This is a genomic window from Nocardia sp. BMG111209, assembly GCF_000381925.1.
Classification (GTDB): Bacteria; Actinomycetota; Actinomycetes; order Mycobacteriales; family Mycobacteriaceae; genus Nocardia.
Map to the genome: position 1 here is coordinate 519,612 of NZ_KB907310.1, position 22,676 is coordinate 542,287.

General features: G+C 68.1%; 20 protein-coding genes, 1 tRNA gene and 1 pseudogene. 10 read left to right on the forward strand and 12 right to left on the reverse strand.

Features of this window, described 5'->3' with window-relative positions; all coding sequences use genetic code 11:
- Nucleotides 1-87: 87 nt before the first annotated feature.
- The 5 genes and pseudogenes from G361_RS0140395 to G361_RS0140420 all read right to left on the reverse strand — a co-directional run bounded on the left by G361_RS0140395 (nt 88) and on the right by G361_RS0140420 (nt 4,113).
- Nucleotides 88-831 carry a GAF and ANTAR domain-containing protein gene (locus G361_RS0140395; RefSeq protein WP_019932854.1) on the reverse strand — a complete coding sequence of 248 codons (744 nt, stop codon included), beginning with the start codon at nt 829-831 and terminating at the stop codon, nt 88-90.
- Nucleotides 832-1,408: 577 nt separating this feature from the next.
- Nucleotides 1,409-1,822, reverse strand: coding sequence for an ANTAR domain-containing protein (locus G361_RS51350; RefSeq protein WP_231387267.1), 414 nt, complete (start codon nt 1,820-1,822; stop codon nt 1,409-1,411).
- A pseudogene (locus tag G361_RS51355) lies at nt 1,735-2,166 on the reverse strand (GAF domain-containing protein); the annotation flags it as partial. The gene G361_RS51350 and the pseudogene G361_RS51355, both read right to left, overlap by 88 nt.
- A gap of 50 nt (nt 2,167-2,216) precedes the next feature.
- Nucleotides 2,217-2,921, reverse strand: a complete 705-nt coding sequence (locus G361_RS46410) for a GAF and ANTAR domain-containing protein (protein WP_019932855.1) — start codon at nt 2,919-2,921, stop codon at nt 2,217-2,219.
- 391 nt (nt 2,922-3,312) lie between these two features.
- A complete protein-coding gene (locus G361_RS0140420) occupies nt 3,313-4,113 on the reverse strand; it encodes an SDR family NAD(P)-dependent oxidoreductase (RefSeq protein WP_019932857.1) in 801 nt (266 codons plus the stop codon).
- 167 nt (nt 4,114-4,280) lie between these two features.
- On the opposite strand from G361_RS0140420, the gene G361_RS0140425 reads away from it, so the two are divergent.
- Nucleotides 4,281-4,883 carry a TetR/AcrR family transcriptional regulator gene (locus G361_RS0140425; protein WP_019932858.1) on the forward strand — a complete coding sequence of 201 codons (603 nt, stop codon included), beginning with the start codon at nt 4,281-4,283 and terminating at the stop codon, nt 4,881-4,883.
- Between the two features lie 45 nt (nt 4,884-4,928).
- Here G361_RS0140425 and G361_RS47625 read toward each other — a convergent pair whose 3' ends face one another.
- The 4 genes from G361_RS47625 to G361_RS0140445 form a co-directional block, all read right to left on the reverse strand.
- Entirely contained in the window at nt 4,929-5,972 is a 1,044-nt protein-coding gene (locus G361_RS47625; protein WP_081635798.1) for a pentapeptide repeat-containing protein, read from the reverse strand.
- Nucleotides 5,973-6,217: 245 nt separating this feature from the next.
- On the reverse strand, nt 6,218-7,432 hold the full coding sequence (locus G361_RS0140435; RefSeq protein WP_026344100.1) for a hypothetical protein: 1,215 nt from the start codon (nt 7,430-7,432) through the stop codon (nt 6,218-6,220).
- Between the two features lie 354 nt (nt 7,433-7,786).
- Nucleotides 7,787-7,859: transfer RNA gene (locus G361_RS0140440), tRNA-Ala, on the reverse strand.
- A gap of 69 nt (nt 7,860-7,928) precedes the next feature.
- A complete protein-coding gene (locus G361_RS0140445) occupies nt 7,929-8,639 on the reverse strand; it encodes a uracil-DNA glycosylase family protein (RefSeq protein ID WP_019932861.1) in 711 nt (236 codons plus the stop codon).
- Nucleotides 8,640-8,953: 314 nt separating this feature from the next.
- Between G361_RS0140445 and G361_RS0140450 the strand changes: the two genes are divergently transcribed.
- The 8 genes from G361_RS0140450 to G361_RS0140485 all read left to right on the forward strand — a co-directional run bounded on the left by G361_RS0140450 (nt 8,954) and on the right by G361_RS0140485 (nt 17,832).
- Nucleotides 8,954-9,397, forward strand: coding sequence for a GyrI-like domain-containing protein (locus G361_RS0140450; protein ID WP_019932862.1), 444 nt, complete (start codon nt 8,954-8,956; stop codon nt 9,395-9,397).
- The gene (locus G361_RS0140455) at nt 9,394-9,882 is read left to right on the forward strand and encodes an effector binding domain-containing protein (protein ID WP_019932863.1); all 489 of its coding nucleotides are present in this window, start codon (nt 9,394-9,396) and stop codon (nt 9,880-9,882) included. Before G361_RS0140450 ends, G361_RS0140455 begins: the two co-directional genes overlap by 4 nt.
- 250 nt (nt 9,883-10,132) lie before the next feature.
- Entirely contained in the window at nt 10,133-10,870 is a 738-nt protein-coding gene (locus tag G361_RS0140460) for a hypothetical protein (protein ID WP_026344102.1), read from the forward strand.
- 1 nt (nt 10,871) lies between these two features.
- Nucleotides 10,872-13,010, forward strand: coding sequence for an Rv1355c family protein (locus G361_RS0140465; protein WP_019932865.1), 2,139 nt, complete (start codon nt 10,872-10,874; stop codon nt 13,008-13,010).
- 43 nt (nt 13,011-13,053) lie between these two features.
- Nucleotides 13,054-14,886, forward strand: a complete 1,833-nt coding sequence (locus tag G361_RS0140470) for a bifunctional diguanylate cyclase/phosphodiesterase (protein ID WP_019932866.1) — start codon at nt 13,054-13,056, stop codon at nt 14,884-14,886.
- A 94-nt stretch (nt 14,887-14,980) separates the two neighbouring features.
- On the forward strand, nt 14,981-16,111 hold the full coding sequence (locus G361_RS0140475) for a glycosyltransferase (RefSeq protein WP_019932867.1): 1,131 nt from the start codon (nt 14,981-14,983) through the stop codon (nt 16,109-16,111).
- Between the two features lie 414 nt (nt 16,112-16,525).
- The gene (locus G361_RS0140480) at nt 16,526-17,389 is read left to right on the forward strand and encodes an SDR family oxidoreductase (protein ID WP_019932868.1); all 864 of its coding nucleotides are present in this window, start codon (nt 16,526-16,528) and stop codon (nt 17,387-17,389) included.
- A 140-nt stretch (nt 17,390-17,529) separates the two neighbouring features.
- Nucleotides 17,530-17,832 (forward strand): hypothetical protein, encoded by a 303-nt coding sequence (locus G361_RS0140485; protein WP_019932869.1) that lies wholly within the window; start codon nt 17,530-17,532, stop codon nt 17,830-17,832.
- A 10-nt stretch (nt 17,833-17,842) separates the two neighbouring features.
- Here the strand turns inward: G361_RS0140485 and rsmI are convergent, their stop codons facing one another.
- The gene (gene rsmI, locus G361_RS0140490) at nt 17,843-18,664 is read right to left on the reverse strand and encodes a 16S rRNA (cytidine(1402)-2'-O)-methyltransferase (protein ID WP_026344105.1); all 822 of its coding nucleotides are present in this window, start codon (nt 18,662-18,664) and stop codon (nt 17,843-17,845) included.
- A gap of 593 nt (nt 18,665-19,257) precedes the next feature.
- Between rsmI and G361_RS0140495 the strand changes: the two genes are divergently transcribed.
- A complete protein-coding gene (locus G361_RS0140495; protein WP_019932871.1) occupies nt 19,258-20,844 on the forward strand; it encodes a dolichyl-phosphate-mannose--protein mannosyltransferase in 1,587 nt (528 codons plus the stop codon).
- A gap of 4 nt (nt 20,845-20,848) precedes the next feature.
- Here the strand turns inward: G361_RS0140495 and G361_RS0140500 are convergent, their stop codons facing one another.
- Complete coding sequence (locus G361_RS0140500) at nt 20,849-21,211, reverse strand: GntR family transcriptional regulator (protein WP_019932872.1); 363 nt, start codon at nt 21,209-21,211, stop codon at nt 20,849-20,851.
- Between the two features lie 4 nt (nt 21,212-21,215).
- Nucleotides 21,216-22,445: an arginine deiminase gene (locus G361_RS0140505; RefSeq protein WP_052173016.1), complete on the reverse strand. Its 1,230-nt coding sequence runs from the start codon at nt 22,443-22,445 to the stop codon at nt 21,216-21,218.
- Between the last annotated feature and the right edge of the window lie 231 nt (nt 22,446-22,676).

Consider the following 22,676-nt stretch of genomic DNA (forward strand, 5'->3'; position numbering starts at 1 on the left):
ATCACAGCTGCCGGATCACCGTTCTCGACGCGCACCAGACGCCGGCGACGACCCCGTCATGCCGCTGCTCGCCGAACTCGCGAGGTGCTACCGCTGCGCGCCCGGCGAGGAGGCGCGCAGCAGGGCGGTGGTGTCGAAGGTGCCCTCGACGATTGCGCGGGCCAGTACGGCGAGGCGGGTGTTGGTGTTGCGGGCGTATGCGCGCAGCATCGTGAAGGCCTGTCCCATGTCGAGGCCGCCGCGTTCGGCGAGTACCCCTTTGGCCTGTTCGATGATGATGCGGCTGTTGAGCGCGGTCTGCAGTTGCTCGCTGACGATCTCCTGACGCGCGATCACACGCTGATGCAGGATCCCGATCGTGGCCACATCCGCCAGCGCCTGCCCGACGGACACATCCGCCGGCGACAGGGCACCCGGCTGTCCGCAGAACAGGTTCAGCGCGCCGATCCGCTGTTCGCGCAGCCGCAGCGGCACCGCGTACACCGCACGGAACCCCTCGCGGAGCATCCGGTCGCCGAACACCGGCCATCGTGCAGCCTGCTCGGTCAGATCGTCGACGACGATCCGGGCACCGGTGCGGTACGCGTCCAGACACGGCCCGGCATCGGCCTGTAGCTGGAACAGTTCCATCAGTCGGGTCTGTTCGCTGGTGGCGGCCAGCACGCGCAGGCTGGTGTTGTCGCTCAGCAGTAGCCCGGCCGCGCTCGCGTGCAGCAACTCCACGCAGTCGTCGACCAACTGCTGACACAGATCGATCGAGTCGTAATCCGCGACCAGGGTGTCGATCAGGTGGACGAACGCCCGGGTGAGCGGGCCTTCCCGAGCATCCATGGTGTTCCTCTCCTGGTCGTGGACGTACCCATGGTGCGTTGCGCGAAGCTCGCAGCGCCACCCACCGCGCGTGCCGACCTCCGACACGCCGCGGGATTGCGCACCCGAGCGCGTCCACCGATTCGATGGCGGCGCAGCCGATCTCGGGCTGTCGTTCTGGGGGTGGTCGGGTACGGTGAGAACCGTTGCTCCAGACCTCGGCGACGCTGTGCGCGTTCGGCTTTCGGTAGAAGAGGTTCGGCCGGACCGTCCTCGTTGCGGTTGCCAGGTGCGCGTGACCGCGTTGTGCGCGAGATGATGCAGCGACTGGTCGCGGCCACCGCCTTGCTACGGGATGTGGTGCCACACAACGGATCCGGTGGGGAGCTGCGGCGAGTGTCCGAGGCGATCGACGATGCGCACCGGGCCGCGCGGAAGATCCGGACCACATTGTTCGGCCTTCGAACCGATGAGGTCCTCGACACCGCGCCGCGCCGGCGGCGTGGCGGAACGATCGCGCGGCCGCCGCGAGACGTCGACCTGCGCCCACCGGAGTCTTCGGTCGCCGCGTCGACGTCCGGTGACGGCGACGCGGCGGCTACCCGGTAGGACCCGGGGGGTCGGGTTGGGCGGCCGACAGTAGACCCTTCGTGTCGACGGTGCCGTCCACGATGGCGCGAGCGGCCTCGGCCAGACGGGTGTTGGTGTTGCGGGCGTACGTACGGAGCATGATGAAGGCCTGCTCCATGTCCAGGCCACCGCGTTCGGCGAGAACACCTTTGGCCTGTTCGAGGATGATGCGGCTGTTGAGCGCGCTCTGTAATTGCTCGTTGATGCTCTCGTGCCGAGCGACACACGTTGATGCAGAATTCCGATCGTCGCCACGTCGGCCAGCGCCTGCCCGACCGCCACGTCCTCGGGCGACAGCGCACCGACCTGGGTGCAGAACAGGTTCAGCGCGCCGATCCGCTGTTCTCGCAGCCGCAACGGCACCGCGTAGACGGCGCGGAATCCCTCGGCGAGCATCCGGTCGCCGAACACCGGCCATCGCGCCGCTCGAGCGGCGGTCAGGTCGTCGACGACGACCTGATTGCCGGTGTGGTACGCGTCCAGGCACGGCCCGGCATCGGCCTGCAGCTGGAACAACTCCATCAGGCGGGTCTGTTCGCTGGTGGAGGCCAGCACCCGCAGGCTGTCGTGGTGATCGCCGAGCAACAGTCCCGCGGCGGTGGCGTGCAACAGCTCGACGCAATCATCGACGAGCTGCTGGCACAGCTCGATCGCGTCGTAGTCGGCGACCAGGGTGTCGGCCAGCCGAACGAACGCCCGTGTGAGCGGACCTTCCCGAGCATCCATGGTGTCCTGTTCCCTTCGTCCCTGTTCTCTGTCCACCTCGGTAGGGGGCCTCAACGTGTGTCGTGTCCGTTCGGCGACAGTCGCAGCCTGCGCGCGACGACATCCGCGGCGACCTCGCTGAGCAGCAGGCCGTGGGCGAACGCGTGCCCTTGTAACCGCACATAGGCTTCTCGGGCGGGCACTCCGAGCTGTGCCACCACCATTCCGGTGGCTTGATGGATGGCCTGTGCGTCCGGCGACAGTTCCCACCCCGGATCCCCGTCTCGGCCGGCCTCGTTCAACAAGGTCATGGTAACCAGATGGGCCACCAGGGTCATCGACGTGATGTCCTGGCTCGACAGTCGTTGCGGGGCCTCGCGATACAGGTCCAGCACCCCCAGCCGGATGGCCCCCAATTGCAGCGGGAATGCGAACACCGCGCTCGGGGCGTCACGACCGAGGGCGTCGAGCAGTGCGGGCCAGCGGCTGGATCCGGTCGTGGTGAGGTCCGGGACCAGAACCGGTGCGCCGCCGGCGATCGCGTCGACGGCGGGACCGTCGCCCACGGTGGCCTGAACCGCTTCGACTCGGGCCGCGATCTCGTCACTGGCGCACAACAACTCCCACCCGTCCGAGTCGGCATGCACCACGATCGCCGCACGCGCCACCGGCAGCACCGCCACACACGCGCGGCACAGCCCGGCCGGCGTCGCGTCGCCCGCCGATTCCGCGAGCACGGCGAGGAACTCGGCGACAACGGGATGCGGGGGCGTCACCGCGCCGAACCGCCACCCGACACACGGAGTGTCTCGACCATCGGGCCCCTTCCGGCGGCAATCGCATGTTCACCCTCGGCACGTTCTACCCCGGGCCCCGGCAGGCAATCCGAGTCGCCGCGCCGGACGGCGACGCCGGAACATACGGTGACGACTGCGACCCTACCGCGCTGTCCGAAGGTTTCCGTTCGACTGTGTAGAAGCACGATGCGGGCGGGCCCGGTACCCGGGCCCGGCCGGCCGTCTCTTTCGCCGTGCTGGCCACCTCGTCGACCTTGTTCCAGCTTTATCGACTGCACTCATGGGTCGTACTCGGGGGCAGCTCACCGCGACGATCACGGAGGGTCTCCGGCGGGTGACCGAAACCACCACGGGGACAAGCAGATCGGCGCTAGAAGGCACTCCTGATGAGCCCGCCGTCGACCCGGATCGTCGCGCCGCTCACGTATTCGGCATAGTCGCTGCACAGATAAGCGATCGCCGCGGCGATCTCCTCGGGCCGCCCGAAACGCCCACGGTCGTTGGGAATCAGCGAATTCACCGCATTGGGCAGAATCTCTTCCCAGCTGTCACCCCACCCGCGAGCCGGACCGATACCGATAACCAACTCCTTGGTCGCCTCCACCAGGATCGCCCCTGGCGAAACGACATTGGAGGTGACCCCGGTGTCCTTCAACTCCCTGGCGAGCGAGACCGCGAGGTTGTGCCGCGCCGCCAGCGTCGCGTTGTACTGGGGATGAGTGTTCATCGGCTGCAACGCGAGTCCGCCACCGACGGTGACCACCCGACCCCAATTGCGTTCGCGCATCTGCGGAACGAGGCGCTGAATCATGCGCACCCCCGACACGACATTGGTGTCGTAGGTCGACAACCACTCCGCCGCCGTCGCATCGGTCCACGACAAGTGGCGATAGAAGCCCGCATTGTTGACCAGGATGTCGACCGGCCCACCAGCGAGCGCGACACCCGCGACATCGTCCGCCCCGGCATCGGTGGCGAGGTCCCCGAGCGCCACCGTCGCGATCCCGCCGGCCTCCCGGATAGCAGCGGCAACCCGACCGGCACGAGCCTCATCACGCCCATGAACGATGACCGCAGCCCCCTCGGCAGCCAGCATCCGGGCGGTAGCCTCACCCAGCCCGGAACTCGATCCGGTCACCAGAGCGCGCTTCCCGCTCAGATTCAGTTCCATCTCCAACTCCTCTTCATCCGATGTCGTGTGCCCCCGAGCGCGATCTGCCGCAGTCGGGACGAGGCTTCCGGGTCTCACAGGACATCCGGCACGACGCGATATCTACGACTGTAGACTTACTCGACCATGAAGTCTACAAACGTAGACAATGCGCTACGCTGTTCCCCGTGAGCCAGGAGCCCGACGGCGGCACGCCGCACAAGCGACCACGGAACGCCGCCGCCACCCGGGAGGCCATCCTCCGATCCGCGGTGATCGCCTTCACGAAACATGGGTACGACGGCGTAGGCGTGCGCGAGATCGCACAATCCGCCGGAGTGACGGCAATGCTGGTCAACCGCTACTTCGGCTCGAAGGAACAGCTGTTCGCCGAAGCAGTCGACACCGCATTCGCGCCCCGCACGGTGCTACCGGACCACGTCGCCACCCTCTCCCAGGGCATCGCCACCCGCCTCGTCGAACGAACCGCCCCGGAATCGGAACACCTGGACCCCTTCCTCCTGATGCTCCGCTCCGCGGCCAACCCCAAAGCAGCGGAAATAGTCCGCGCCGGAATCGAAAAACACGCCGCGCGATATCTGAGCGACCAACTGGAGGGCCCGGACGCCGACGAACGCGCAATGCTGGCCCATTCCCTCATCGCCGGCTTCTGGCTCATGCGCAAGATGATCGGCAGCACGGCCCTCGTCCACGCCGATCCCGACGACCTGACCCGCCGTCTGCGGGCGATGCTGGACGTGGTCGTCACCGCTCCCGCCGAGCCGGACTGAGGGCCGAAGCGTGTTGCGGACTTCATGTGGTTCGGGAGACGGTATCTAGCAAGAGATCTCGTCGGCTGCGGCATCTATCGTCGACCGGGGAACGAAGCCACGCGGCCACTCGGTGCCGGTATGCCTGTCCGCGATGAAACGTGCCGCTCCGATATGTAATGCATCGTCTTTGTCGTACCCGTTGCCGAATTCGCTTCCGAGGAGGCTGCTCTCCTCGAAGCAGGTCCTTGTCAGATCGGCCTGGAGAAACCGTGCCCTGTCCAGGACGGAGGTCAGAAAATGAGCACCGGTGAGGTTCGAACTGTCGAATATCGCTCCGGTCAAGATATCATGGTCGAAGAATGTGCCGCTGAGATCGGTGTTCTGTATCAGCGCACCCGTCAGATCGGTACTCATGAATGTCGTGACCTGCGGAGTGGATGCGTAGTCGCGTTGGTGGAACAAACGGGCCCAATTCAGGTCCGCCCGGGCCAGGTTGGATCCACCGAAACTCACTCCCAGTAGGTCGGCACTCGAAAGGTCTACGTCGGGAAGGCAGGTGTCCGTCAGGTTGATGACCAGCGGAGCTTCGTCGAACGAACGGCGCCCGATCGCGGTGATCGCGGCTTGAACGTCGTCGGTGACCGGCGTACCCGTATCGCATCGTCCGTCGTTGATTCGTGTTTTTCCACGGATGAAGGCAGCCAGAACCTCGATGATGGTAATTCGTACCTCCACGGAATCTTTGGCGAGTTGCTCCAGTGAATAGATCCCACCGATTCGGACGTTCTCGCCGGGGCTGTCCAGAGCCTGGACTGCCTTCGTGAATCTGTCCGTGATCTGCGCCTGTCTCGAAATTTCGTTCTGTCTGGTCGTTTCCCGGAAGCTGTTACTTGTGAAATAGAAGCCGACCAGCACGCCGATTGCGGTGACAACTGCGCCGATCTTCAACCATCCGTCCCACGCGGCAACCCTGCCGCCGGCCTGCACCAACCGACCGAGGTGGCCGCTGAAGTCTTCCGGGGTCGGCTCGGGTTCGGGCGAGGTCGGCGGAATCGACTGCGGCCGTCTCAGTCCTGCCGTAACACGCCCCAGTCGGTGCGGAGGCATCGTGCTCACACTCCTAGGGCGACGCAGCCCGCCGGGGACGAGACGCGGTTACCGGGTGCGACTTCGAGAGAAGTTCTGCCCACCCCGATGCCGATACGGGTACTCGAAGTTCCTGACGTCATCGACACTGTGCCGATCCAACCATGGATCTCAGTTTCCGACAGCCCAATCGGCGCCTGCAGCGACGAAAGATCCAGTCCTCCAGCGAACTTGGTGCTGAGCATATCGCTCGGCATCGACGGCGATCAGTGTCTGCACCGCGGCTGTCTGGTTTTGTCTTCCAGCTGCGAGGTCAAGCCGAATTTCTCGACGAGCGTCAGCCAATCCGCCCCCGAGACCGAAAAGTCCGGGGGTTCATTCACGCGCTGCCGCACGTCGCGCGGCCAGGAAAACCGCTGGTCCAAACCTCCGACGGTGTCACGACATCCGATGGTCAGCGGTCGCGCACCAGGAATGCACACGACCAGGACGGGTGTCGTGGACAGCGACGAGGCCATGCTTCGCTCGAGTACCCGGCCTGCGATTCGGTCGACCGATCCGCCCGAGAACCGCGGCGACCCGTGTCGGTATCGGTAGGTTTCCGGTGTCGCGGTCACCTGCGCCACCTGCGCCGAGGCAATCAGCGCATCGGTGTCGGGGTCGATCACCCGGATCGCATCGGTGTCCACGTCGATGGCCAGGTGAGGTTGGTCGACCGATCGCAGGAGTTGTTGTTTCCGTCGGAATGCAAAGGAACCCATCTGTTGGATCGACAGGGGGCTGGGAAACAGCAGGCAACGAGTCGGTCCCGCCGGGGCAGACGTGCTTGCATCCAACGGACTCCGGTTACTCCGGCGGCCGGCCAGGGCGAGAATCTCACCGAAGTCCGTGCCCGCCACCCAGGCGTCGACGTCCATCGGCAGGCCGTAGCCGGCGTCGGGCGCGTCGAGCTGTGTTCCGGCGGCAACGCGATAATCTCGCCCGCCCAGAACGAAGCGGCGCTGACCGCAGTGCAGGTGCAGCGTCGTACCCATCGTCATGCCGCCGGATATCCCCCACACACCCAGCTTTGCGTCGCTGAACGGATAAACATCACCCGGCCGCTTGCTGACAGTCAGGGCATCGCGCGTGACGGCGACGAAAAACTTTCCGTTTCCGGACCGTTGAGACCACCAGTACCAGCCGCCGACACCGCTCAGAAGGACAGCCGTGAAACCGTAACGGATAACCTTGTCCATGATCTCGGCGAGAGCGCTCGACCCGCCCGAACTACGGTAGATATACATCTGCACGCCCATGTACAGCCCGCCCAGGACGGCAGTGAACGCGAGAATCGCGACCACCATGATCAGGTAAGACCCGACGGGGTTTTTCCGCCACGCGAATGTCGTCAGAGAGGCCATTCTCGAGCCCCAGAACGGGGGGTGCGCCACGAACTGGCGCGATGCAGCCGGTTCGCCCATGCTGTGGCTGGTGTTCATCTCGTATTCCCTTGTTCCGGGGCCGCCTCGTTGGCGTCGTCGTAGTAAACAAGGGGCCGCTTCGCTACCGATCCCAACAACATGGAGCACCAGGCTCCGCCGAAGTCGCGATTCGAGTAGCTGACCTGGTCAGCGGACTAGCATCGCCGTGGCATGGCGTCGGCGGCGCCCCGGGTGGTCTCTCCGCTGTCTGGAAGCGGCCTCAACCCGTGACGGCTCATGAGGTAACGAAGGCCGTACGTAACCAGTCGTCGGAGTGGGACGGTGGCCGATCGAGGCGGAGACGAAACAGTAAAAGCAATCTCACTCGTCCCGGTGCCATGAAAGTCACTGGTTCGAGTAAGACTGCTGCGGTGGAGCTAAGGGGAATCGAACCCCTGACCTTCTCGATGCGAACGAGACGCGCTACCAACTGCGCTATAGCCCCGTGTGGAACGTTGCCGAACCACGCGGGAGAACTGTAGCAGGTTGGTTGGGGAGACTCCGAATCGGCTGGTCAGGGGAGGTTTGCTGCGGTCTTGGCCTGGAGGAGGACCTGTTCCACCATCTGGGGGGTGAGGCGGCCGGTGAAGGTGTTCTGCTGGCTGACGTGGTAGCAGCCGAACAGGTGTAGCGGGGAGTGGAGGGGGGTTGTCGGTTGGAGGGTGTGGTGGGCGCCGTGGGTGAAGGTGGGGCGGGGGCGGGGGACGGTCCAGCTGGCGGCGGCGAGGACGGGGAGGAGGGCCTGCCAGCCGAAGGCGCCCAGGACCACCACCGCGCGGAGGGTGGGGGTCAGGAAGTGGAGTTCGTCGACCAGCCAGTGGCGGCAGGTGTCGCGTTCGGTGGGGGTGGGTTTGTTGTCGGGTGGGGCGCAGTGGACGGGGGAGGTGATGCGGGTGCCGAATAATTGCAGGCCGTCGTCTATCGCGGTGGCGGTGGGCTGGTTGGCCAGGCCTACGGCGTGCAGGGCGGCGTAGAGGACCTCGCCGCTGCGGTCGCCGGTGAACATGCGGCCGGTGCGGTTGGCGCCGTGCGCGGCGGGGGCCAGGCCGACGATGAGGATGCGGGCGTCCGGGGGGCCGAAGCCGGGGACCGGGCGGCCCCAGTAGGTCTGGTCGCGGAAGGCGGCACGCTTCTCGTGGGCCACCTGTTCGCGCCAGGAGACCAGGCGGGGACAGGCGCGGCAGTCGATCAGTGCCGTCGCCAGCTCGGCGAGGGTGCGGGCCACGGTGAGAATTCGATCACAGAAATCTTCGAGGGGGAGCGGGAGGGGTGCTGGGAGGGTGCGCTTACGATGTCCGTTACAGGCGGTATTCGGTAGCTGTTTGTTCGCTCTGGGGCTTTCCGAGGGTCTGTGTGGTCATCGGCACGTGCGATGGCGTCTCGTGGGGAGTTCGGTGTTTCGGGTGCGATCGACCTGGCGATTGTCGGCCATGGCGGTCGGCGCGGGTTGGTAGCATTGCGGTTCCGGCCGGACGGCAGGCGAGCGAGGTGGCGACGCATTGCGCGCAGCCGACACGATTCGTGCGAGAGAGTCCTTCCATGCAGTTCGAGATCATCGAGCGAGACGAGACCTGGGTGGCCGGTCTGCCGGTGCGGAGCCCCAAGCGGCCACTCGGGGAGCTGCGGGATCACGATCTCGAGGCCGCCTGGGCGGCGGTGCTGCATCAGGAACTCGGGGGTCCGCTGGCGACCGCCTACACCGACTGGTCGGCCGATCTGAGCACGTACAACACCCAGATCGTGGGGTACGAGTGTGCCTCGTTCGACGAGGTCACGCGGGGGCATATCGTGGCTCGGCTGCCGAAGGGGACCTATGCGCGATTCTCCTCGGTGGGTAACTTCCCGGAGATCATGACCGATCTGTGGACCCAGATCTCCTATGCCGAGGAGCATCGGCAGATCCGCCGGAGCTTCACCGGTGACTTCGAGTTCTACCCGCACGCCTATCGGATCGACCTGTATCTGGCGGTCGAGCCGCGATGACCTACTCCATCGTGGTGCGTGCGGAGACCGTGTTCGGCGGGCTGGTGGTGCCACGGGTGCGGCCGAGTTTCAAGGTCAGCAACGGGGAACTCATCGAGTTCCTGCGCGACCGGCTGCGCGACCGCGGCGGTACGGTGCTGAGCGACCAGGGTGGTACGGAGCCGAGCGACCACGGTGGTACGGAGGCGGGACGGCCGCTGTACACCGTGTACGTGCCGGATCCGGCGGGGAACTACAACGTGCTTATCGGGTACGACTACGCGTCGCCGGACACGGTGCCGGTGGGTGACGTACTGAGCCGGGTACCCAAGGGCGTCTACGCCCGGTTCGAGCCCAACGGCGACTACCACGATCCGGTGGAGGACGTCTGGGCTCAGGTCGACGATGCGACCGCGTCCGCCGAGATCACCCGGGCCTATCGCGAGGAGATCGAGATCTGGCGGGGCGTCTCCGCGGTGGAGTTGCTCATCTCCATTCTCATTTAGGTAGCCCCCCGGTAACCACTCTGGAACCGACTGGTCTTAACATTCTGTCCGGTTGTAGGCCACCGCGCCGTGGTCTTGCTGAAATCTGCGTTCCACGGCGAGGTTTCGGAATATTTGCCGGACATCTGGTCAACGCCAGCGGAATGGCGGATACTGCCTAGGCGACCCGCATACGAATCCGGCCTCGGTGGTCGGTCGGCCGGGTCCGGGTGGGCATGTGCCCGCGCGAGTTACAGAGTAGGAAATCATTATGACTGTCGATACGATGGCGGTCGACCAGGCGGCGAATCCCGGTCCAGAGGCGAGCAGCTTCCGGGATGCGAAGTCGGGGTGCATCTTTCACGTCGCCACCGTCTCGTCCCGCCCCGATCTGTGGGCGGGCTATCTCGACGGTGCGCTGCGCGCCTATCGGCACTACGGGGTGGAGCGCGCGCTCGACATCGAACAGACCCGGGAGGGACTGACCACCTCGCTGTTCTTCGCCGCGGTGGATCCGGACGGCACGGTGGTCGCGGGGGTCCGGCTGCAGGGCCCGTATCTCCAGGTCGGCGAGGTCGATTCGCTGCGGCCATGGGCGGATCAGCCCGGTGGCGCCTACCTGCGGCGAGTGGTCGCGGAGCGAATCCGGCAGGGCATGGTGGAGGCGCGTGGCGCCTGGGTGGCGCGCGAGCACCGGGGACGCGGCGCGCTCGCGGCGGCCGTTTCGCGCTGTATCGCGCACGGCCCGTTGCTGTTAGGTGTTCCGTACGGATTCTGCACGGTGGCGTCGTTCACCGTGGACCGGCATCGCACGGCCGGCGGGGTGGCGATGTCGGAGGTGTCGTCCGTCTCATATCCCGACGATCGCTATCGCACCGTCCCCGTGCTGTGGGACGCACAGTCGTACCGGATCCACGCCACCACGGCGCAATACGAGTTGTTGCAGGAAGAGTGGCGTTCGCTGGGGTTGAATTCCGGCGATCGGTTCGATCGCGGAGGTCGTTGCTGAGATGGCGACCCCACCCCACCGGTACGCGCCGTACCGGCCCTCGATCCTGGACGAAACCGATCCCACCGACGCGCGCACGCTCGCCGAGCTGCGGGGCCGCCTCGATATCGAGGTCACCGACCTGCGGCCGGTGCTGCATGCCGAATTCGCCCGGATCGCGGCGCGTTCCGGGCAGCCGGCGGCGGACGAGGCCGGCCGCTGGGTGTACTACCCGTGGCGGGAACGGCTGGTCGGGCTGCTCGCGGCGCCCGATTTCCACGCGGTCCGGCTCGACCGCAACCGCAACAAGCTCACGGCGATCGAACAGCAACGGCTGCGCACGCTGTCGATCGGCGTCGTCGGGCAGAGCGTCGGGCACTCCGTCGCCTACGCGCTGGCGCTGGAGGGGGTTTGCGGGCGGTTACGCCTGGCCGATTTCGACACCATCGAATTGTCCAATCTGAATCGAATTCCGGCGACCGTCTTCGACATCGGTGTGAACAAGGCGGTGGTGACCGCCCGTCGAATTGCCGAACTCGACCCGTATCTCACCGTGGAAATCTTCGAGGCCGGGGTGGACGCGGCCACCGTGGACGAGTTCGTGGGCGGATTGTCGATCCTCGTCGAGGAATGCGATTCGCTGGATATCAAGGTGCTGGTGCGGGAAAGCGCACGCCGCCACCGCATTCCGGTGCTGATGGACACCAGCGACCGCGGCCTGCTCGACATCGAGCGTTTCGACCTGGAACCGGATCGGCTGCCGCTGCACGGCCTGATGGGGGAGATCTCCGCGGCCGATCTGCGCGGGCTGTCCAGCCGTGACAAGGCGCCGTACGTGGTGCGCATCCTGGATCCGAAGGAGATCTCGGCCCGGATGGGCGCGAGTATGGCCGAGGTCGACCACACATTGGTGAGCTGGCCGCAGCTGGGCAGCGAGGTGCTGGCCGGCAGCGGCAACGTGGTGCACGCCGTCCGGCGGATCGGGCTGGGGGGCAAGCTGCCGTCGGGCCGGGTCCGCATCGATGTGGAGCGGCTGCTGGACGAGACGGCCACGCCGGCCGCGCTCGATTCCGCGGAGGTGTTCGAGGCGCCGGCCGAACCGGATGCGGGCACCCCGGTGGCCCGGGTCCTGGCGTGCGCGCAGCGCGCCCCCTCCGGCGGCAATGTGCAGCCGTGGACGCTGCACGCGGATGCGGACGAACTCACCGTGACGCTGGATCCGGTGCTGTCGGTGACGATGGACGTCGGATACCGCGGCAGCGCGGTCGCCGTCGGGGCGGCCCTCTACAACGCGCGGGTCGCGGCCGCCGCGCACGGCCTGCTGGGACCGCATCGGCTGATCACCGAGGCCGGCGCGCCGCTGACGGCGGTGCTGCGCTTCGGCGACGGCGACGACCCGGAACTGGCCGCCGACTATTCCGGCGCGCTGCATCGCGAGACCAACCGGCAGCTGGGCACCGGCGTGCCGCTGGCCCCGGCGGTGCTCGCCGAACTGTCCGCCGCGGCGGCGGCCGAGGGCGGTCGCGTGCACGCGGTCACCGCCCGGGACGAGATCGCCGCGGTCGCGGAGTTGCTGGCCGAGTCGGATCGGATTCGCTATCTCACCCCGCACCTGCATCAGCAGATGTTCGCCGAACTGCGCTGGCCCGAGGAGGACCTGCGGACCGGCATCGACGTACGCAGCCTCGAACTGGCCCCCGACGAACAGGCCGCACTGGAGCTCGGCAAACGTTCGGACATCCTCGCCGAACTGCATTCCTGGAACGCCGGCGCTGCGCTCGGCGACTACACCCGGGACCGGATGGCCTCCTCCGCCGCGATCATCGCGGTCACCGTGCCGAAGCCCGGTCAGGAGGATGATCTGCGGGCCTACGCAGCGGGCGGCGCGGCCGTGCAGCGGCTGTGGATCGCGGCCGGGCGGCTGGGTCTGGCGGTGCAGCCGATGTCGCCGGTGTTCCTCTATGCACGACGCCCCAGCGAACTGACCGCGATCTCGTCGGACTTCGCCGTTACACTGACCTCACTCCAGAGCGGTTTCAACGATCTACTGGGAGTGCCCGAGCATGAGACCATGGCATTGGTGCTTCGCCTGAGCTACGCGGCAGCAGCGGCTTCCGTTCGTAGTTTGCGGCGTCTGCGGTTGTGGCACCACAGCGGCTAGCGTGATCGGAGACAGAGTGCCTCGGCGTACGCTCGATTCACTGGTGACGGAGGTCGCCTCCGAGCTCATGGGAGTCGACGCCTCCACCATGGTCGCGGCGACCGAGCGGGTGCTGGCCCTGCTGATCGAGTACTTCGACGTCGACTTCAGCTATCTCCGGCACACCGATCGGGACCGCAGAGCGACGGTACTCGTCGCGGAGTGGCCGCGCCGGGTCGAGGTTCCGGATCCGGATCCGCTGCAGACCATCTATTTCGAGGACGCCGATTCGGTCTTCAAGGCGCTGGAGCACGCCACCGAGCCGTTCCTGATCACCTCGGCCGATGTGGATTATCAGGCGACGATCCGCCGGGCCACCGGTATCCCGAATGTGACCTCGGCGGCGGTGCCGCTGCTGTCGCGCGGCGAGTCCACGGGTGTCCTCGGCTTCATCAAGGCCGGTGACCGGGCGTGGAGTACCCGCGAGCTCAACGTCCTCAAGGCCATCGCGGCGCTGTTCGCCCAGTTGCAGGCGCGGGTGGTGGCCGAGGAACGGCTGCGCTACATCGCCATGCACGACGATCTGACCGGCCTGGCGAATCGGCGCGCGTTGCTGATGTACATGGAGGACCGGCTGCAGGCGGGCAGTCCCGGGCCGGTGGCGGCGTTCTTCCTGGACCTGGACCGGTTGAAGGCGCTCAACGACTTCCTCGGCCATACCGCGGGCGACAATTTCATCCGCACCCTGTCCGCGCGGTTGCGGGAGCACCTCGATCCGAACGACATGATCGCGCGGCTCGGCGGCGACGAATTCGTCATCGTGCCGGCCAAGCCGATGGACGCCGTCGCCGCCGAACTCGAGGCGACCCGGATGCAGCAGCTGATCGGGCGGCGGGTCACCGTGGGCGGGGAGTCGGTGAGCCGCGGCGCCAGCGTCGGTGTGGCGGTCGGCAGCCCGGGGGAGACCACCGTCGCCGACGTCCTGCGCCGCGCCGACCACGCGCTGCTGTCCGCGAAGTCCCGCGGCGGCAACGGGGTGGCGGTGTTCACCGACGCCATGCGCGCGGAGTTCGAGCTGCAGGACGATGTGGAGCTGAACCTGCGCGGCGCGGTCGCCGACGGCTCGCTGGTGTTGCACTACCAGCCCGAGGTCGATCTGCGGACCGGCCGGATCGTCGCGCTGGAGGCGCTGGTGCGCTGGCAGCACCCGACCCGCGGCCTACTACCCCCGGGGGCGTTCGTGCAGGTCGCGGAGGCCACCAATCTGGCCGGCGAACTCGGTCGCTGGGTGATCCGCACCGCGTGTGCGCAGTTCGCGCAGTGGCGGCGGCACGGGCTGGCCTCCAATGTGGTGATCCGGATCAACGTGTCGCCGGTGCAGCTGGTCAGTCTCGACTTCGTGGAGAACATCGAGGACATCCTGCGGCGTCACGATATCGACGGCAGTTCGGTGTGCCTGGAGATCACCGAGCACGTCGTGGTGCAGGACCTCGCCCGCACCAAGGTCACGCTGCGCGGGCTGAAGCGGATGGGTGTGCAGATCGCCATCGACGATTTCGGCACCGGCTACTCCTCGCTGTCGCATCTGAAGGCGCTGCCGGTGGACGCGGTGAAGATCGACCGCGGGTTCGTGCAGCGTCTCGGCGCCAATCCGGACGATCTCGCCATCGTGAAATCCATTGTCGGACTTGCGGGTTCGTTCGGCCTCGGGGTGGTCGGCGAGGGGGTGGAGACCGCGGTCGCGGCCCGGACGCTGGTCGGGCTGGGATGCTATCGGGCACAGGGCTTCCTGATCGCGCGGCCGCTGCCGGCCGACGAGGTCGAGGTGCATCTGGCCGCCGGGCGGATCCCGCTCGACCTCGAACTGCCCGGTATGTCGCGCGCGCCCAAGGTGTAGTACCCGGCCGCGAACCTTCTGGTCGGTGAGCTTTCCACGGGAATTCATGCGCCGTTGACCCGCCGGGTTCGGTTGCCTTGCACCATTCGTCCGTGTGCGCATCGTGCAGCTCGCGAATTTCTACGGTCCGCGTTCGGGCGGACTTCGCACCGCGCTGCATCATCTCGGCTCGGGTTATGCCGCGGCCGGGCACGAGGTGGTGCTGATCGTTCCGGGTGCCAAGCGCTCGGAGCAGGTGCTCGACACCGGGGTGGTCCGGATCACCGTGCCGGCCATCGCCATCCCCGGGACCGGCGGATACCGGGCCGCGAATCCGCGCCGGGTGGCGGACGTGCTCGCCGGGCTGCGGCCCGACGTGCTGGAGGTCTCGGACCGGCTGACGTTGCGCGGCTTCGGGCGATGGGCCCGGCAGCGGGACGTGACCGGGCTGATGATCTCCCACGAGCGGCTGGACAGGCTGCTCGGACAGGTGCTGCCCGGTCCGCTGGCCCGCCGCGCCGCCGACGCGGCCAACCGCCGGACCGCGCAGGACTACGACATCGTGGTCTGTACCACCGAATTCGCGCGGGAGGAGTTCCAGCGCATCGACGCGCCCAATGCGGCGCTGGTACCGCTGGGCGTGGATCTCGACATGTTCAATCCGCACCGCCGCGACGGCTCGCTGCGCGCCGAACTCGGCGGTACCGATCATCCGCTGCTGGTGCACTGCGGCCGGTTGTCGGTGGAGAAGCGGGTGGATCGCAGCATCGAGGCGCTGGACATGCTGCGCCGCGACGGGACCGACGCGCGCCTGATCGTGGTCGGCGACGGGCCGCGACGCGACGCGCTGCAGCGCCGGGCACGGGCACTCACGCCGCTGTCGGACGGGCGACCGGCCGTGCACTTCACCGGCTTCGTCGCGGATCGGACGGCGCTGGCGACCCTGCTGGCCAGTGCGGACGTCTCGCTGGCACCCGGCCCGCACGAGACCTTCGGGCTGGCGGCGCTGGAGGCGCTGGCCGCCGGTACGCCGGTGGTGGCGAGCCGGTCGTCGGCGCTGGCGGATATGGTCACGGCCGATTGCGGCGCGGTGGCGGACAACGATCCCGCCTCGTTCGCGCACGCGGTGACCGATGTGCTGGCGCTGCACCCGGATCGGCGACGGCACGCGGCGCGCAGCCGGGCCGAGCAGTTCCCGTGGCCGACGGCGGTCGCCCGGATGCTGGCGGTGCTCGGCCGGGGGTGATCGGTGGGCCGCGTGGTCGGCGTGGTCGGCGGGCCGCGGGTCGGCGGTACTCGGCCGGTGCTGATCGGTGGGCCGCGGATCGGCGGTGCTTGTAAGGGCTGATCCGCGGGCCCGGATCCGGTGATGCGTCGGCCGGGGGTGATCGGTGGCCGCTCGGTCGCCTGTAGGCCGGTGCGCGCTCGATCGGCGGATCCGGCTGTTGATTGGGTGGCCGATGCGACGGAACGGTCGTCTTGCCGTGCTCTGTCACAGTTGCGCTGAACGGCGTGGTCTCGGTGGCGCTAGCAGCGGGTGCAACTGCGCCGCGTTCGAACCGCGCGGGCTGTTCGGCCCGTATGCTCCAGGGCAGTAGTGGAAAATCCGCCGGCACCGGCAGGGCAGAAGTCCGGTGCCGCCACGACCCCTGAGGAACGCGTGCGTGATCGCTTGAAATCCGTCAGCGGCAAGAAGACCCTCGTCACCGGTGCGGCCAGCGGGATAGGACGGGCAACCGCCCTCGCCGCCGCCCGGCTCGGCGCGGAACTCGTGCTCACCGACATCGATGCGGAAGGGCTGGCCGGCACCGTCGAATCGATCGATCGAGCGGGTGGCAAGGTGCTCGCCGAGCGGGCCCTCGACATCACCGATTACGACGCGGTGACCGCATTCGCCGAGGACGTCCATGACCGGCACGGCAGCCTGGACGTGGTGATGAACGTCGCCGGGGTGTCGGCCTGGGGCACGGTCGAGCATCTCGAGCATCGGCACTGGCGGCAGATGGTCGACGTGAATCTGATGGGCCCGATCCACGTGATCGAGAACTTCGTACCGCCGATGACCCGCGCCGGGCGCGGCGGTGCGCTGGTCAACGTGTCCTCGGCGGCCGGTCTGCTGGCGCTGCCCTGGCACGCCGCCTACAGCGCCAGCAAGTTCGGGCTGCGCGGCGTGTCCGAGGTGTTGCGGTTCGACCTGGCCCGGCACGGGATCACCGTGCATCTGGTGGTGCCCGGCGCGGTGAACACCCATCTCGTGCAGACCGTCGAGATCGCCGGTGTCGACCGTGACGATCCCCGGGTGCAGCGCTGGGTGCGCCGCTTCCAGGAGCACGCCGCCCCGCCGGAGCACGTCGCGGACCTGATCCTGCGCGGCATCGAGCGCAATCGCTTCATGATCCACACCTCGTTCGACGTCCGCTTCGGTTACTGGGTGTCCCGCAAATTCGCGCTGCCGTACGAGTACGCGATGCGTAAGGCCAACGACCGCTTCTACTACGGACTGGGCGAGGGCCGCCGCCGCTGATCCGGACAGCCGGCGGCCTGCGGTTCGTCGGCAAAAGATGTGGGGCGCAACAGTGTTCGGGCCTGCGGCGGCAGTCGTGTCACCGGCGGCGCGTAAGGTCGGATCCGGTTCGATTCGATCATGTGCGGGAGGTATTTCAAATGGCTCGGATTCCCACGTCGTTGCTGGTCGCGACTGGACTCACCGGGGGGTTCGCGTTGGCGCAGGCGACGAAGAAGCGGCAGCTCGGCGGTCTGGTGTTCACCGCCGCGATCGGTGCGGCGGTGCCGCGCTGGCGCAAGGTGGCCGGGGTCGGTGGCGCGGTGGCGCTGACCGGACTGTCGGCCGGCGCGATGGGTGCCTCGCACCCGCTGGCCAAGAAGATCGGCGCCTGGCCGTCGGTCGTCGCGGTGTCCGCCGCCGCGGCCGCGGCGTCCTGGGCATTGGTGGACCGCCGGGCCTGACGGTCACGGGTCAGTCGGCGCGGGCGGCGAGCACGGCGTCGTAGAGTTCGCGCCGGGAGGCGCCGGTGTCGGCGGCGACGCTGGCGCAGGCCTCCTTGAGGCGCAGGCCGGTGGCGACCAGGGCTTCCACCTCGCCGACCAGATCGGCGGGGTCGGCCGCGACCGGTTCGGCGCCTGCAAGGACGACGGTGATCTCGCCGCGGACGCCGGTGGCCGCCCATTCGGCCAGTTCGGCGAGGGTGCCGCGGACGACCTCCTCGTAGGTCTTGGTCAGCTCGCGGCAGACCGCGGCGCGGCGGGTGCCGCCGAGGACCGCGGCGGCGTCGGCCAGGCAGTCGGCGAGGCGGTGTGGGGCCTCGAAGAAGACCACCGCGCGCGATTCGGTGGACAGGGTGCGCAGCCATTCCCGGCGCTGACCGGATTTGCGGGGTGCGAAGCCGTCGAAGCAGAACCGTTCCATCGGCAGGCCGGACAGCGCCAGCGCGGTGGTCACCGCCGAGGGACCGGGCAGGCAGGTGACCGGGAGATCGCGGGCCACACAGGCGGCGACCAGCCGGTAGCCGGGATCGCTGACCGACGGCATACCGGCGTCGGTGACCAGCAGGACCGTCCGCCCGGCCTCGATCTCCGCGAGCAGGTGCGGGATCCGGGCGGCCTCGACGTGGTCGTAGAAGCTCACGATCCGGCCGGTGATGGTGACGTCCAGCGCCTTGGCCAGCGAACGGGTGCGGCGGGTGTCCTCGGCGGCGACCACGTCGGCCGTGGCCAGAGCGGTGCGCAGGCGCTGCGACGCGTCGCCGACGTCGCCCATCGGCGTCGCGGCCAGGACCAGCCGGCCGTGCCCGCTGCTCGGCTCGTGGGGTACAGGTTCCGCGTGGTGCCGGTCCGCCGCGCCCTCCGGCTCGCGGTCGTCCGGGCCATGGTCTTTTGGCCCGTGATCGTCCGGGCCATGGTCGTCCGGCCCGCGGTCGTCCAGGTCATGGTCGTCCGGCTCGCGGTCGTCCGGGTCGCGGTCGTCTGGCCTGCGGTCGTCTGGTCTGCGGTCGTCCAGGTCGCGGTCTTCTGGCCCGCGAGTGTCCCGGCCATGGTCGTCCGGCCCATGGTCGTCCGGCCTGTGATCGTTCGGGCCGTGATCGTTCGGGTCGAGGTCGGCGGGTGCGCTGTCGGTGCCGTGATGCTTCGCCGCCTGCGAATTCCGAGTTGTCACAACATGAACATCGGGCTGGGACGGACGGTCCGCACGGTTACGTGCCACTGTCGGCTCGGGTCCTCGACCGCTCACTCTGCTCCTGTCTGCCACCGCCGATGCCGGCGGGACCGTGCGACGGCACGGTGTCGACGGTCCTCGGTTACCAGCGGTGACCCGCACCCCGCTTTGTCCTCTCGATACGAACAGTCATGTTGTCACGACATACCATCGGGGGCGTGACCCAGCTGACCGACGTGCGGCCGCCGATCGGTGCGGGCCCGGCCTTGTCCAGCCCGGCGCCGCTGCGCCCCACCCTCGACATCGGCCCGAACGACCGGATGCGGGGCTGGCTGGTCACCATATTCCTGACCGCGATCGCGGCGGTCACCCGCTTCACCAATCTGAACTATCCGACCGACGCCGACACCCCGGTCTTCGACGAGAAGCACTACGCGCCGCAGGCCTGGCAGCTGCTGCACGGCGGCGGGGTGGAGGACAACCCCGCGTACGGGCTGATCGTGCATCCGCCGGTGGGCAAGCAGATGATCGCCCTCGGCGAGGCGCTGTTCGGCTACACCCCGCTGGGCTGGCGGTTCACCGCGGCGCTGTCCGGCTGCCTGATCATTCTGCTGGTCATCCGGATCACCCGGCGGATGACCCGGTCCACCATGCTCGGCGGCGCGGCGGGCATCCTGCTGATCGCCGACGGCACGACCTTCGTCTCGTCCCGGATCGGGATGCTCGACATCTTCCAGGCGCTGTTCGTACTCGGTGCCTTCGGCTGCCTGATCGTCGACCGCGACGAGATGCTGGCGCGGATGGCCCGGGTGTACGCGGAGGGCCGCAGCACGCTGAGCCCGTACGGCCCGCGGCTCGGGGTGCGCTGGTGGCGGTTCGGTGCGGGCCTGCTGCTCGGGCTCGCCTGCGGGACCAAATGGTCCGGTATGTACTTCATCGCGTTCTTCGGGCTGATGTCGGTGGCCTTCGACATCGCCGCGCGGCGGCGCTACCGGGTACCGCAGCCATGGGCGGGTGCGCTGGTCCGGGATGTCGGGCCCGCACTGTATGCGCTGGTCGCCATTCCGCTGCTGGTCTACCTGGCGACCTATGCCGGCTGGTTCGCCGGCGAGGACAGCTACGACCGGTATTCGGTGGGCAATGCGGTCGGCACCGGCGGGACCTGGTCCTGGATACCCGACGCGTTGCGCTCGCTGTGGCACAACCAGGGCGAATCGCTGAAATTCCACGAGGGCCTGACCAATTCGGCCGGCAACCATCATCCGTGGGAGTCCAAGCCCTGGTCGTGGCCGATGAGCCTGCGGCCGATGCTGTACTACTACGCCGACACCGGTTCCACGGGCTGCGGTAAGCAGGTGTGCGTGAAGGCGGTGATGCTGATCGGCACGCCCGCGATCTGGTGGCTCTCGCTGCCGATGCTGGCGTGGGGGATCTGGCGGGTCGCGACTCGCCGGGACTGGCGCTACGCCGCGATGCTGGCCGGCTACGGCGCCGGACTGCTGCCGTGGTTCCTGACCCTGGATCGGCAGATGTACTACTTCTACGCGGTGCCGATGGCGCCGTTCCTGGTGATGGGACTCGCGCTGGTCCTCGGCGACATCCTGGGCCCGGCCCCGATCCTGCGGATACCCGGCGGGCACCGCTTCCTGGTGGCCGGCGAACGGCAGAGCCTCGGGCTGCTGCTGGTGTCCCTGTATCTCGCGCTGGTGATCGCGAACTTCATCTGGCTGTGGCCGATCCTCACGGCACTGCCGATCACGACGGACAGCTGGCACGACCATCTGTGGCTGCCGAGCTGGCGGTAGCGCGCTACTCCCGCAGGGCGAGCCGGAGATAGTTCAGCGCGGCCTCGTCGTCGAGGCCCAGTCGCCGGATCACCGCCACGTACTCGGTGGCCGCGCGGCCGGCCGCGTCCCGGGTCGGGTCGCCGGTGGAGGCGATGAACGAGCCGAGCCGGCCGCGGGTCTCCAGCACCCCGTCCTGCTCCAGTTCGCGATAGGCGCGCGCGACGGTGTTGGGAGCCAGGCCCAGTTGCGCCGCCAGCCCGCGCACGGTGGGGATCTTGGTGCCGGCCGTCAGCTCGCCGGAGCGGACCCGGGCCATGATGCCCTGACGCAGCTGTTCGTACGGCGGGACCGCCGCGTTGTTGTGGTCGACCGGAATGTCCAGCATCACCTCATACCTCGTCGCGCAGCAACGGACAGGACAGGCAGCGCGGCCCGCCCCGGCCGGAGCCGAGTTCGGAGCCGGGGATCGTCAACACCTCGATACCCGCATCGGACAGGCGCGCGTTCGTGTTCTCGTTGCGTTCGTAGGCAACCACCACGCCCGGCGCGAGGGCCAGGGTGTTGTTGCCGTCGTCCCACTGCTCCCGTTCGGCGGTGACGTGATCGCGACCGGTGTCGAACACCCGGAGCCGGTCGATACCCATCGCCTGCGCGGCGGCCGGTAGGAACGGGTCCGGCCCGCGCATACCGACCGTACCGTCCTGCTCTTTACGGATGGTGAAGGCGTGCAGCGAGTCCTGTACCGCCGGGTACATCACCACCGCATCGACGTCGACCATCGTGCAGACGGTGTCCAGATGCATGGTCGCGCGGTTCTGGGCGATGGGGACGACCAGGACGGTGTGGGCGAGGTTGTCCTCGAAGAGGCTGCGGGCCAGTGCTTCGGCGCCCGCCGGTGAGGTGCGTTCGCCCACGCCGACGGCCACCACGCCGGGGGCCAGCAGCAGGACGTCGCCGCCCTCCATCGGCGCGGTGTGCGATTCGTAGGCCCGCCGCACCCCGAGGAAGCGCGGGTGGAAGGCGTAGACGAGGTCGGTGAGGGAGGTTTCCCGGGCCCGGGCCGGCAGCGCCAGCGAGGTGATCGCCACCTTTGGGCCGACCCAGAACGAGGAGTCGCGGGTGAACAGCAGATTCGGCAGCGGATCGATCACGAAATCGGTGCCGTGGTGCATCCGCCGGACCAGCGAGGCGGCGTCGGACCCGAACGGCAGTTCGTCGAAGGTCATGCCGGCGGTGAGGATTCCGGCCAGTTCCGGGGCCGGGACGCCGCGCAGATGGGCCTTGAGATCGTTGGCGAGGGAATGGCCGATGCGCCGCGCGTCGACCGCGGCGGTGATCCCCATGCTGCGCCCGGCGCCGCTGGTGGCGAGGGTCTCCACCAGTAGATCCTCCAGCAGCAGGACCTCGACCCCGCGGCCGCGCAGCACCCCGGCGAAGGTGTCGTGCTCCTGCTGGGCCCGCTCCACCCAGGGGATGGCGTCGAACAGCAGTTGATCGTTGTTACGCGGGGTGAGCCGGCGCAGTTCATCACCGGGCCGGTGCAACAGGACGGTGCGCAGCGCGCCGACCTCGGATGTCACGGAAAACGGTCGCGCCGGCGGCACAGCCTTCGTTCCCATGATCCTGACCGTACTGGCACGAAGCCGCATTGGCACGAAATTCGCTGGGTGCGGGAACCACCCACGGTTCCCGCACGTTGTTCGTTGTGACAACGGCCGATACCCGGATACGTCGTGGTTTGTCGAATGTCACAGCTTGTCCGAAACGCCCAGTCGACCGGGGAACCTCGAGTAATATTGAGGTTATGTCGAATGCTCGGAACCGGATGCGGGGGACGGCGGCCGACCGCC